The organism is Rhodococcus sp. (in: high G+C Gram-positive bacteria) (genome assembly GCF_049286785.1).
In the GTDB taxonomy this organism is placed as follows: Bacteria; Actinomycetota; Actinomycetes; order Mycobacteriales; family Mycobacteriaceae; genus Rhodococcus_F.
This window is the reverse complement of the sequence record NZ_JBAQEO010000905.1, coordinates 1-11,915: the sequence shown is the minus strand read 5'-3', so window position 1 is coordinate 11,915 and position 11,915 is coordinate 1. Positions and strand designations below refer to the sequence as shown.

Genomic DNA, 11,915 nt, shown 5'->3' with positions numbered 1-11,915 from the left:
ACCGAGATAGATCAGCGACCAGATCGAGAACGCGGGCCCGCCGGGAGCGACAGCCGTGGCGTCGGCCGAGAGCGCCCCGTCCGCGGCTTCCGAGATCGGAGTTCCCACCACGGCCCCGGAGCCGATGGACGAACCGACGATCGCGATGACGGCCGCCACACACACGGCTGCCACGCGCACACCGTCACGATGCGCTTGCCCGGTCGATGGACTCATGCCCCCAACCTATCCAGCCATCGCTCGTCGCCGACGGATTTTCCGATGATGGCGTTCGAGCCCCGGCAGGTAGATGCTGGAATATGAACAGCCGCCGTCGGAAGAATCGGGCGTCCGCAATGAGCATCCTGATCCAGGTTCTCGAACAGGGGTATTCACTCACCACCCCGTGGGAGCAGCGTAAGTATGCCTTCGTCGATGTCACTCACATAGTCACCATTCGCCTGGACGGGCAGTCCGGTGTCTGGCTCGACGGGATGAAACATGGTGAGGCGCATCGCCTCGCGATCACCCCGGTGCCCAGCGACGCCATCTTCTTCCTCCTCCGCACCCTGGACGTCCTGGCGGAGTGCCGGCAGAGCGGTGGGTCCTGGTTGATCGGCCACGACGGCGCACACCTGTCCTCCATTGCGTCGGTGCGCCTGCCTTTCACTTGAGTTGTCGGTGACGCGCTCGATACTGTCCCCACTCGAAGACTCGTCGAGCGCCTTGGGGGGACGCATGAGAGTTCTGTATGCCGTGGTGATGTCGGCAGTGCTGGTGAGCGGGTGCGGGGTGTCGATTCTCGACATGAATCGTGCTGCGCCCGCACCGGGCAGCCCGTCCCGGACCCAGCTGGAACAGCTGCTGGGACAGGTCCGGACCGTCGGATCCCGGCCGCACCCCGGCGGATATCAACGCGGGTGTTCCGGAGCGGAACTGTGCGTGTTCGGTCCCGCCTGGACCGACGACAACGACGCCGCCGGCGGTCACGACGGGTGCGACACCCGCAACAACGTGCTCGCCCTCGATCTGCGATCTGTGACGTTCCGCGAAGGCACCCAGGAGTGCGTGGTGCTGAGTGGCGTTCTCGCCGATCCCTATTCCGGAGACACGATCGATTTCGAACGGCGCGATGCCAAGGCCGTTCAGATCGATCATGTCTACCCACTGGCCGCCGCCTGGGACATGGGTGCGGCCACCTGGCCACGGGACACTCGCGTGCGGTTCGCCAACGACATCGCCTTCAACCTGCTCGCCGTGAACGGCGAAGACAACCAGGACAAGGGAGATCGAACTCCTGCCGAGTGGTTACCTCCCGACCCGGCATACCACTGCTTCTACGCGGGCAAGTACCTCACCGTCGCAGTGGCCTATGCCCTGCCGGTCACCGACGCCGATCACGACGCACTCGCCGGTGTGGCGGCGCGGTGTCCATGACCGGCCGTTCCGGGGGCTGACCGGCCGTTCCGTGATTCACAATCAGCCGTCAGGACACGGTGAACGAGCGGGTGTGCCAACCGGTGGATCCGTCGGGGACAGGCGGGTTCCGCTCCTCCACCTGTACATTGCCGTCGAGATCGGTTGCCCGGACCTGCAGGGTGTGCAGTCCGGACGTGGCTTCCCAATTCCACGTCCACTGGCGCCATGTATCGATGGTGTACTGCGGTGCGAGCGTGGCCGTCTGCCACTCACCGTTGTCGACACGGATCTCCACCTTCGCGATACCGCGGTGTTGTGCCCACGCAGTGCCGGCCACGCGAACGGGGCCGGGATCCGTCGGCTCGAACGACGCCGGAACGTCGATCCTCGACGCAGTCTTGATCGGCCCCTTCTCCCCCCAGCCCCGCTTGGTCCAATACGCCTCCGCCCTGTCGAATCGTGTGAGTTCCCAATCCACCACCCATTTGGTGGCCGACACGTAACCGTAGAGACCGGGGACCACTTGACGCACCGGATATCCGTGCTCGAACGGGAGTGGATCACCGTTCATCGCCACCGCGAGAATTGCATCGCGCCCGTCGCGCAGAACCTCGACGGGAGTACCTGCTGTGAAGCCGTCGACACTCGTCGACAACAGCATGTCGGAATCTGCGTGCACCCCGACTTCGTCGAGAATGTCTTTGATGCGGTAACCGATCCAGGTGGCGTTGCCGGCCAGGTTTCCCCCGACCTCGTTCGACACACACGTCAACGTGATCACCCGTTCGATCGGAGTGCGTGCCGCAAGATCGTCCCACGCCAACGTGAGTTCCCGATCGACCATGCCGTGGATACGCAGTTGCCAGTCGTCGGTGGTCAGCTGCGGAACCCGCAGGGCCGTGTCGATGCGGTAGAAGTCCTCGTTCGACGTCACGAACGGTGTCGCACCGGGAACTCCGATGTCGGTGCCCGGAGCGATCGGCGGCGCCGTGTCCGCCGCCGCGGGAACCCTGAATGCGCGGCGATTGTCCACGGCTCCAGCGATCTGTTGCCCGAGCCGCCGTCCGAGGGCGCCGGCGGCGGCCGCCACTGCGGTTGCGGTAGCAGCAAGCAACAGGAAGTTGCGCCGGGGCAGCCACGAATCCGTGACGTCGGCCTGCTCCGGGACCGTGGCGGTGGCGGTCAGTAGGCGGAGGACCAGGATGCCGGCGACGACACCGACCAGTGTCGGCACTGCGTACACCCAGGTGGCACCCGGGCGTGACGTGGCTGCGTACACCCCGACCAGTCCCAGTGCGGTGAGGATGGCGCTGCCGTACGGCGCACGCGGCCGCTCCACAATGCCTGCCACCGCCGAGAGCAGCACGATCAAGATCGTCATTCCCACGAAGAGCGCCGGTTTGTCATTGGTGCCGAACGTCTCGATGGCGAACTCACGCGCCCAGGCCGGGCTGCGATCGACGGTCGTGGACCCCACCGCATAGAAGGGAGACGAATCCGGGTCGATCGCCAGAGACAGCAACTCCGCCGAACCCAGCACCACGCCCGCCGCGATCACTCCGGCACACGCGCGGGAGAACAGATGGCGTCGCCTTCCGGTCCTCGTCATGGCAGCCCTACCCCTTTTGTGTCGTCCCGGTGTATTCGGAACAGAGACAGTCACGGACGGGCCCGACGCCACTAGCATTCAGTAGATGAACCAGCTCGACAAGGACACGCGGCTGTGCATATCCCTTTCCGGACGCCCGAGCAACATCGGCACTCGGTTTCACAACTATCTGTATGGCGAGCTGGGTCTGAATTACGTGTACAAGGCGTTCACGACCACTGATCTCCAGGGCGCGGTCACCGGCATCCGTGCTCTCGGCATTCGCGGCTGCGGGGTGTCGATGCCGTTCAAGGAGGAGATCATCGAATACGTCGACGTCATGCACGAATCGGCCTCGGTGATCGATTCCGTCAACACCGTCGTCAACGACAACGACACACTGCACGCCTACAACACCGACTACCAGGCTGTCGCACAACTGTTACGCGACAATGGTGTGCATCATTCCCTCTCCGTCGCGATCACAGGTAGCGGCGGGATGGCGAAAGCGGTGAGCGCCGCGGTGCGTGACTACGGTTTCACCGACGTCACCGTGGTGGCCCGAAACGAGAACACGGGCGCAGCCCTCGCCGGCCGGTATGGATTCACCTGGCGGCCCACTCTGGGAGCTACCCGCGCGGGCTTGCTGATCAACGCCACCCCGGTTGGGATGGCAGGGGGTTCGGAGGCCGGCAGCCTGCCATTCACGCTCGATGCGATCGAGGCAGCCGAGACCGTATTCGACGTGGTCGCGATGCCGTCCCACACGCCCTTGATCCGGGCGGCGGCCGAACACGGAAAGACCGTCATCACCGGCGCCGAAGTCATTGCTCTGCAGGCCGCCGAGCAATTCTTCCTCTACACGGGCGCGCGTCCCTCTCCGGAGGAAGTACGCAGAGCCGCGGAGTACTCACGGTCGTGAGCGATGCCGAGACTCGTGCGCAGCGACTCGCCCGCAATTTCAGCGAGCTGCTTCAGGAACTGCGGGTTGCGCAGGCCGGTGTGCAAATTCTGTTCGCGTTCCTTCTCGCGGTCGCCTTCACGGAGTCCTATCAGGAAAAGTCGTTCGCGATCCGCATGCTCCATCTGGGCACGGTGCTCCTCGCCACCGTGTCGGCAGCACTCCTCATCGCTCCCGCGGTGTGGCACCGGGTGCTGTTCCGCCGTGGCCGCCGGGAGAGCATCTTGACGATCGCCAACCTGTGCGCGCTGTGGGGTATGCGCTTCCTCGGCGCGACGATGACCGGGACGGTACTGCTGATAACCGAAGTGGCGGTGGGCGGTTGGGTCGCGCTGACGATCGGAGCACTGTCCGGCGTGATGTTCGTGTCCCTGTGGTTCGTCGTTCCCCGGCTGATCCTGCGCGAAGACGACACCGGCTAGGAGTAACCTGCCCGCCACCGGGAGGCGCTAGGGTCGAATCGATGACAACCGACGACGCCACTGAACTGCCCACCGCGGCCCACTTCCCTGCCCTGTGGGCTGTTCCGACACGCTGGGCCGACAACGACCACTACGGACATGTCAACAACGTCACGTACTACTCGTACTTCGACACCGCCGTCAACGGCTGGCTGATCGCGACGACGGGCATCGACATCCGCAACCTGCCTGCGATCGGTATCGTCGCCGAAACGTCCTGCAGGTACGTCAGTGAACTGACGTTCCCGGACCGCCTGCAGGTGGGGCTGTCGATCGAGAAGCTCGGCAACCGGAGTATCGTCTACGCGCTCGCGATCTTTCGGGAGAACGACGACACCCTCGAGCTCGCCGCGCTGGGCCGCTTCGTCCACGTCTATGTCGACGCGCAGACTCGCAAACCGGTCCCGATTCCTGCCGAAATCCGAAGTGCAGCAACGCTGTTGGTAGTAGCCGGCACCGACTAGGCCCCCGGGGATCAGCGGAGCCCTTCGGCCTCCGCCGTCTCGACAGCCCTGGTGACGATTCCGTCGATCAGTGCGATCGTGGGTGCACCGTGTTCGGCCATGTTCCGGGGATCGTCGCTCACCCGGCGCAATACGCCCTCCGCGATGATCGCGAGCTTCCACAGCGCCAGCACATGCCAGTAACCCACATCGGTGACGTCCCGGCCGGTCTCGAGGACGTAGGTTTCCACCAGTTCGGCCCGGTTGGGGAAACCCTCGAGGGTCGACGCGGGGAACGGACCGGGCTCCGCGTCACCGGCCTCGGGCCAGTACGCGAGCAGCGCGCCGACGTCGGCGAGGGGATCACCGAGCGTGCACAACTCCCAGTCGACCACCGCGACCACGTCGCCGTGCTCGGGGGAGGTGATGACGTTACTGAGATGGAAGTCGCCGTGCACCAGCGACAGTTCGCCCTGCTCGGGCATGTTCCGCTGCAGCACCTTCGCCAGTTCTTCGATCTGCGGGACCTCGCGCGTGCGCGACTTCTCCCACTGATCCATCCACCGCTTCAACTGCCTTGCCGCATAAGGCTTGTGGCTGGCCAGGTCCTCGAGTCCCGCGTCTGCCAAATCGACACCGTGAATCTTCGCGAGCGTCCTCGGCATGGCGAGCCCCACAGCGTGCCGCTGCTCGGGTGTCAGCCTTTTGGCCACCCCGATGCTGTCGATCACCTCTCCCGCGACGTAGCTCATCAACATCAACGGCGCATCGGTCACCTCGGGATCCTCGGTGAGACCCAGAACCTTCGGCACCGGCACGTCCGACCCCTGCAACGAGGACAGAATCCGATGCTCCCGAACCACATCGTGAGCCGACGCCAGCAGATGCCCGAGCGGCGGACGGCGAAGTACCCACCGGCCACCACCCGAATCGCTGACCGCGTACGTGAGATTCGACTGACCGTTGCCGATCCGCTCGAAACTCAGCGGCGCAATCGCCCCTACACCGAGTCCGGCAATCCACGCGGACACGGCATCTTCGTTCAGCCCCACAGCAGTCACGCGCTCGATGCTAACCGGTCCAGGCATCCGCGCGCCGAGAACCTGCTGCCGTCGCAGGTAAGAGCTCCGGTCGAGCAAGGATAATCCTGCGAACAAGGCTGGAGAGGCAACGGCACTTCCACTTTCATCGGGCGGTGACGACCGCGGACTTCGCGCCACGCAAGGCCCTCTCTGCGATAGCCCCTACTGTCCTGCCAGCCGCTCGAGCAACGGCGCCATGCGGGGGCCGACGAGTTCACGCATCACCAGCGCCATGTTGGTGCGCTCGACGCCGGGTATCTTCAGGATCTGGCCCGCGAGCCGATACAGGTCGTCGGCGTCGCGGGCCACCACCTTCACCGAGAGATCCGTCTCGCCGGTCATACCGGCCACCTCCACAACCTCCGGAATGTCGGCGAGCGCGTCGACCACGTCGTCGAGTCGATGCTGATCCACCCGGGTCGCCACGTACGCGGCGAGCGGGTAGCCGAGGGCCCGCGGATCGACCCGGCGATCGAAGGTACCGAGGACGCCGGTCGCCTCCCAGCGAGACAACCTCGCCTGCACGGTGTTCCGGGACAGTCCGAGATGCTGCGCCAGCTCCACACCCGTCGCGCGCGGGTGCTCGGACAGGTGCAGCAGCAAGCGTGCGTCGGTGGAATCCACAGTGGTCATAAGGCGCAGTATGACACCTCCGGCCCCTCCATGACTGAGCATTCTGCTCGATCTCGACAGAACCACTTGCGCACTTCGCGTCCGCGTGGATGCTGTGATGTAGGGCACAGATCTGCCCGGCTGCAGAGCACGTCCGGAGGCTCACAAGGTCGACGGACTCGACGACGCGAGGTGAATCCGATGGTCGACAAGATTGCCTACCCGGTCCAGCTCATACAGCCGGACGGCCGACGGGTCCACCGGCCCGACTACACCCGTCTGGTCCGCGACATCGGACCCGAGCAGCTACGCGGCCTGTACCAGGATCTCGTGGTCACGCGCCGTATCGACACCGAGGCCACTGCCCTGCAACGGCAGGGCGAGCTCGGTCTGTGGGCTCCCATGCTCGGACAGGAAGCCGCGCAGGTCGGTTCCGCACGCGCCCTACATCCCGACGACTATGCCTTCATCAGTTACCGCGAACATGCCGTCGCCTACTGCCGGGGCGTGGATCCGGCGGCCATGACCCGCATGTGGCGCGGATGCACCCACTCCGGCTGGGACCCGGACGCCGTGAACGTGACCAACCCGGCGATCGTCGTCGGCGCTCAGGGTCTGCACGCCACCGGGTACGCCATCGGAGCCCACCTGGACGGCGCCGAGATCGCAACCATCGCCTACTTCGGCGACGGCGCAACCAGCCAGGGCGACATCGCCGAGGCTCTCGGTTTCTCGATGAGCTTCAACGCACCCGTCGTCTTCTTCTGCCAGAACAATCAGTGGGCGATCAGCGAACCGGTGCACCTTCAGAGTCCCGTCCCGATCGCGCAGCGGGCGGCGGGCTACGGCATGCCGTCGATCCGGGTGGACGGCAACGACGTTCTCGCGGTGCTCGCCGTCACCCGGCAGGCCGTCTCGAGGGCTCGCGAGGGCAGTGGGCCCTCGTTCATCGAGGCCATCACCTATCGCATGGGCCCGCACACCACCTCGGACGATCCCACCAGATACCGGGCTGCCGCCGAAACCGAGATATGGAAAGCCCGCGACCCCATCGAGCGGGTCCGGCTGCTCCTGGACCGGGAAGGTCTGCTCGACGACGCGTTCGCAGCCAGCGTCCGGGCCGCCGCTGACGACGTGGCGGCGCGGTTGCGCTCCGGCACCCTCCACTCCCCCGACCCCGAACCGCTCGAGCTGTTCGACCACGTCTATGTCACCGGACACCCACTGATCGACGAGGAGCGCGAGCAGTATGCCGCGTATCTCGCCGGTTTCGGCGCCACCGAGGAGGCCGCGTCATGACCACCACCACGATGACCCTTGCGGCGGCGCTGAACGCCGGGCTTCGGCGCGCACTCGAACACGACCCCGCAGTCGTGATCATGGGCGAGGACGTGGGCCGGCTCGGTGGGGTCTTCCGCGTCACCGACACGCTCCAGAAGGATTTCGGGGACAAGCGGGTGATCGACACACCGCTGGCCGAGTCGGGGATCATCGGAACGGCCTTCGGCATGGCGCTGCGCGGATACCGCCCCGTCTGCGAGATCCAGTTCGACGGTTTCGTGTATCCGGCCTTCGACCAGATCGTGTCGCAGGTCGCCAAGATCCACTACCGCACCCGGGGACGAGTGACGGCACCGCTCACCATCCGGATTCCCTATGGCGGCGGAATCGGCGCCGTCGAGCACCATTCGGAGTCTCCGGAAACCTACTTCGCGCACACCGCCGGACTGCGTGTGGTGACCCCGAGCAATCCGGTCGACGCGTTTCACATGATCCGGCAGTCGGTGGCCGCCGACGATCCCGTCGTGTTCTTCGAACCCAAGCGGCGTTACTGGGACAAAGCCGACTTCGATATCGACGCCGGACCCGACCTGCCGCTGCATCAGGCCCGGGTGGTGCGGGAAGGCACGGACGCCACAATCGTGACGTACGGCTCCGTTGTACCGACCGCGCTCTCTGCGGCCGACATCGCCGCGGAAGAAGGGCACTCGCTGGAGGTCGTCGACCTGAGGTCCCTGTCTCCCGTCGATTTCGCCACCATCGAGGGGTCGGTCCGCAAGACGGGACGCCTCGTCGTCGCGCACGAGGCGCCGACCTTCCTCGGACTCGGCTCGGAAATCGCAGCCCGCATCTCGGAACGGTGTTTCTACCAGCTCGAGGCCCCCGTCCTGCGTGTCGGCGGATTCGACATCCCCTATCCGCCCGCCAAGCTCGAACGACACCACCTGCCCGACGCCGACCGCCTGCTCGACGCCGTCGATCGCAGTCTCGCTGCCTGAACATGCCCTGCCCGAAGGCGAAAGGAGAGGTCCCGGTGTCCCAGGAATCTCGGTCGCAGGAATTTCGCCTCCCCGATCTCGGTGAAGGCCTGACCGAGGCCGAGGTGGTGTCGTGGTCCGTCGAAGTGGGCCAGCGCATCGACCTCAATCAGGTGATCGGCGAGGTCGAAACGGCCAAGGCGCTGGTGGAGTTGCCGTCACCGTACGCAGGAGTCGTGGAGGAGCTTCTCGTTCCCGCCGGGACCACGGTGCCGGTGGGCACTCCGCTCATCCGCATCGCCACCCACTCGGCGCCCCCAGAATCGGCACCCCCAGGATCGCCCGGCCGGACTCCGGTACTGGTGGGATACGGCCCGGCGGTCACCGAGCGCAGCAAGCGGGGACGACGGAAGGCCTCTGCTCCGGAACCGGAGGAGTCCCCCATCGGTTCGCGTCGCGACGCCACACCGGCGGCCAGGCTTGCCGCCCGTGAACTCGGAGTCGACCTCACGCTCGTCGCGGGGACCGGTCCGTCCGGCGCCGTCACCCGTGACGACGTGCATGCGCATTCGACGGAACGTGAAACCCGCACTCCCATCCGGGGTGTGCGGAAGGCGACGGCAGCGGCAATGGTCCGCAGCGCGTTCACCGCGCCGCACGTCACGGAGTTCGTCACCGTCGAGGTGACGCGGTCGATGGAACTGCTGGACCGGCTCCGCCACCTCCCCGCCTTCGAGGGAGTGACGCTGACACCGCTCAGCCTCGTCGCGAAGGCACTGATCGTGGCACTGCGCGACAATCCGAGCCTCAATGCGTCCTGGGACGAGAATGCCCAGGAGATCGTGACCAAGCACTATGTCAATCTCGGCATCGCCGTCGCGACACCCCGCGGCCTGGTGGTTCCCCACATCAAGGAGGCGCAGACCCTGAATCTGGTGGAACTGTCCCGGGCGATCAACGAACTGACCGGCACCGCACGCCGGGGCAAGTCCTTGCCGTCGCAACTGACCGGCGGCACGGTGTCGATCACCAATGTCGGGGTGTTCGGTGTGGATGCCGGCACACCGATCCTGAATCCTGGCGAATCGGCCATTCTGTGCCTGGGCAGCGTTGCGAAGCGCCCCTGGGTGCTGGGCGATGAACTCGCGGTGCGCTGGGTGACCACACTGAGCGTGTCCTTCGACCACCGGGTGGTCGACGGGGAAGAGGGCTCTCGGTTCCTCTCGTCCGTTGCGGCGATGCTGCACGACCCCGCCGCACTGCTCGCGCACCTCTGACGATCGTATTCCGGACGCTCGGTACCGTTGGCCCCGTGAGTACTTGTCAACCTTCCGCGGTGAACAAGCACGCACGGTCGGCAGAAGCGCTGCGACACGCGCGGGCCGCAATCTTCGGAATTTTCGGGATCAACGGGTTTCTGCTCGGCATGTGGGTGGTGCATATCCCGGCCATCGAGAATCGGACCGGGATCAGCCACTCCACTCTCGGCTCACTACTGCTTCTGCTGGCTCTGGGAGCGATCGGGGGAATGCAGCTCAGCGGTCCCCTGGCCGACCGCTTCGGGAGCAGGCGAATGGTCATCGTGGCAGGCCTCGCACTGTCGGTGGCCACGTTCGGTCCGGGTACGGCCACCGGCGCATGGCAACTCGGACTCGCCCTCGTGGTGTTCGGATTCGCCAACGGCGCGCTGGATGTATCGATGAATTCCCAGGCCGTCGAGGTCGAGCAGGGCTACGGTCGGCCGATCCTGTCCGCATTCCACGCTCTTTTCTCCCTCGGCGGCGTCGCCGGATCCCTCGTGGGAGCCGCGACCCTCGCCGCCGGATGGGCGCCGGCGACCGCACTTCTCCTGGCCGGTGGTATCGGCCTCGTCGTCGTCGGGGTCTCCTCGCGTCGGCTGATGCAGGGGCGACCCCGCGACGGCAGGCAGGTCCATACCTCGGAGAGGGCCCACGGCCATTTCTCCCCCCGGGTTCTGGCGCTCGGCGGGATCGCCTTCGTGCTGATGCTCTCCGAGGGAGTCGCGAACGACTGGAGCAGCCTGCAGGTGAAGGAACACCTGGACGCGTCGGATGCGGTCGCCGCGCTCGCGTTCGGCGCCTTCTCCGTCACGATGACCGTCGGCAGATTCACGGCCGACCGCGTGAGCGCCGCAGTCGGCCCGGTAGCGGTGGTCCGCTACGGCACCTTGCTCGCCGCCGCGGGAATGCTGCTGGTCGTGGTGTCCGAGATCCTGCCGCTCACGATCGCGGGCTGGGCGCTGTTCGGGCTCGGGTTGTCCGGCTGCGTCCCCCAGATCTTCACCGCTGCCGGCAACCTCGGCACGGGCTCCGCGGGCACCAACATGTCACGAGTGGTGGGCCTGGGCTACGTGGGATTCCTTGCCGGTCCGGCGACCATCGGCTGGATCACCCGGGTGATACCCCTCACCGCGGCGATGACGGTCCCCTTGGTCTGCGCTCTGATCGCTGCAGCGTGCGCGGGTGTCGTGCGCCGCACCCCGCCCATCGCACACCGACGTCACGGCGGGCACTCATAGTTCGTTCAGTATCGCTTGGCATGGTGGAAATCATGATCGCATCGACCAGCACGCTGCGCCGCAGCGTTTGCCACTCCGCACTCGCCGTCGCGGGTGTCGCGGTGCTGTGCGCGCTCTATCTCGTCAGTCCCGAGTCACCGCACCTCGTCCTGCCCGAGGCGCTCCGACCCATCGCGATCCCGGCGATAGCGGCGATCGATGTCACCACCGTCCTCGCCGCGACGGTTGTTCTTGCCGTCGTCGCAATGATGCGGACACTGTCCTACGGGATCGGCGCCGTGTTGACGCTGTGTCTCGGCGCCAACCTCTCCAACGCCGCGATCCAGGTCTGGGCGGCGGATACGCCGTCCGCCCTGCTTCCGAGCGGGCACCTCGTCGCCGTCGTCGCGCTGTACGGTTCGGCGATTCTGGTGGCTGCGCCCCGATTCCGCCCCGTCGTCGCGGGCCTGGGTTTCGCCCTCGTGCTGGGGGTCGCGGGCGCCGCCGCCGTGGTGGAGCCGATCGGCGTGTACGGCCTGGCGGCGAGCGTTGTCGTCGCAGCGATCTGGTGGGCCGTGGCCTCGGCCCTCATGG

General features: G+C 66.2%; 13 protein-coding genes and 1 pseudogene. 10 read left to right on the top strand and 4 right to left on the bottom strand.

The window, feature by feature from the left end; translation table 11 throughout:
• Window positions 1-216 (bottom strand): annotated as a pseudogene (locus WAW17_RS32695) (tryptophan-rich sensory protein); the annotation flags it as partial.
• A 119-nt stretch (window positions 217-335) separates the two neighbouring features.
• Between WAW17_RS32695 and WAW17_RS32690 the strand changes: the two are divergent.
• Together WAW17_RS32690 and WAW17_RS32685 are read left to right on the top strand one after the other, a co-directional pair.
• Entirely contained in the window at window positions 336-653 is a 318-nt protein-coding gene (locus WAW17_RS32690) for a hypothetical protein (protein ID WP_422336978.1), read from the top strand.
• Between the two features lie 64 nt (window positions 654-717).
• A complete protein-coding gene (locus tag WAW17_RS32685) occupies window positions 718-1,416 on the top strand; it encodes an HNH endonuclease family protein (protein ID WP_422336977.1) in 699 nt (232 codons plus the stop codon).
• Between the two features lie 49 nt (window positions 1,417-1,465).
• Here WAW17_RS32685 and WAW17_RS32680 read toward each other — a convergent pair whose 3' ends face one another.
• A complete protein-coding gene (locus WAW17_RS32680) occupies window positions 1,466-3,007 on the bottom strand; it encodes a molybdopterin-dependent oxidoreductase (RefSeq protein ID WP_422336976.1) in 1,542 nt (513 codons plus the stop codon).
• Window positions 3,008-3,092: 85 nt separating this feature from the next.
• Here WAW17_RS32680 and WAW17_RS32675 point away from each other — a divergent pair, with 85 nt between their 5' ends.
• The 3 genes from WAW17_RS32675 to WAW17_RS32665 are packed head-to-tail and all read left to right on the top strand — an operon-like array spanning window position 3,093 to window position 4,872.
• The gene (locus WAW17_RS32675) at window positions 3,093-3,908 is read left to right on the top strand and encodes a shikimate 5-dehydrogenase (RefSeq protein WP_422336975.1); all 816 of its coding nucleotides are present in this window, start codon (window positions 3,093-3,095) and stop codon (window positions 3,906-3,908) included.
• Window positions 3,905-4,369, top strand: a complete 465-nt coding sequence (locus WAW17_RS32670; protein ID WP_422336974.1) for a DUF6328 family protein — start codon at window positions 3,905-3,907, stop codon at window positions 4,367-4,369. The genes WAW17_RS32675 and WAW17_RS32670 overlap by 4 nt, the downstream gene beginning before the upstream one ends.
• Window positions 4,370-4,410: 41 nt before the next feature.
• Complete coding sequence (locus WAW17_RS32665; protein ID WP_422336973.1) at window positions 4,411-4,872, top strand: acyl-CoA thioesterase; 462 nt, start codon at window positions 4,411-4,413, stop codon at window positions 4,870-4,872.
• Window positions 4,873-4,883: 11 nt separating this feature from the next.
• Here the strand turns inward: WAW17_RS32665 and WAW17_RS32660 are convergent, their stop codons facing one another.
• Together WAW17_RS32660 and WAW17_RS32655 are read right to left on the bottom strand one after the other, a co-directional pair.
• Complete coding sequence (locus WAW17_RS32660) at window positions 4,884-5,939, bottom strand: phosphotransferase family protein (RefSeq protein ID WP_422336972.1); 1,056 nt, start codon at window positions 5,937-5,939, stop codon at window positions 4,884-4,886.
• A 156-nt stretch (window positions 5,940-6,095) separates the two neighbouring features.
• Entirely contained in the window at window positions 6,096-6,566 is a 471-nt protein-coding gene (locus WAW17_RS32655) for an Lrp/AsnC family transcriptional regulator (RefSeq protein ID WP_422336971.1), read from the bottom strand.
• A 180-nt stretch (window positions 6,567-6,746) separates the two neighbouring features.
• Between WAW17_RS32655 and pdhA the strand changes: the two genes are divergently transcribed.
• The 5 genes from pdhA to WAW17_RS32630 all read left to right on the top strand — a co-directional run.
• On the top strand, window positions 6,747-7,844 hold the full coding sequence (pdhA, locus tag WAW17_RS32650) for a pyruvate dehydrogenase (acetyl-transferring) E1 component subunit alpha (protein ID WP_422336970.1): 1,098 nt from the start codon (window positions 6,747-6,749) through the stop codon (window positions 7,842-7,844).
• On the top strand, window positions 7,841-8,824 hold the full coding sequence (locus tag WAW17_RS32645) for an alpha-ketoacid dehydrogenase subunit beta (RefSeq protein ID WP_422336969.1): 984 nt from the start codon (window positions 7,841-7,843) through the stop codon (window positions 8,822-8,824). The genes pdhA and WAW17_RS32645 overlap by 4 nt, the downstream gene beginning before the upstream one ends.
• 2 nt (window positions 8,825-8,826) lie before the next feature.
• The gene (locus tag WAW17_RS32640; RefSeq protein ID WP_422336968.1) at window positions 8,827-10,080 is read left to right on the top strand and encodes a dihydrolipoamide acetyltransferase family protein; all 1,254 of its coding nucleotides are present in this window, start codon (window positions 8,827-8,829) and stop codon (window positions 10,078-10,080) included.
• Window positions 10,081-10,115: 35 nt separating this feature from the next.
• The gene (locus WAW17_RS32635) at window positions 10,116-11,342 is read left to right on the top strand and encodes an MFS transporter (RefSeq protein WP_422336967.1); all 1,227 of its coding nucleotides are present in this window, start codon (window positions 10,116-10,118) and stop codon (window positions 11,340-11,342) included.
• Window positions 11,343-11,374: 32 nt separating this feature from the next.
• Window positions 11,375-11,915: hypothetical protein (locus WAW17_RS32630; RefSeq protein ID WP_422336966.1), on the top strand; the 541-nt coding region annotated here is incomplete at its 3' end.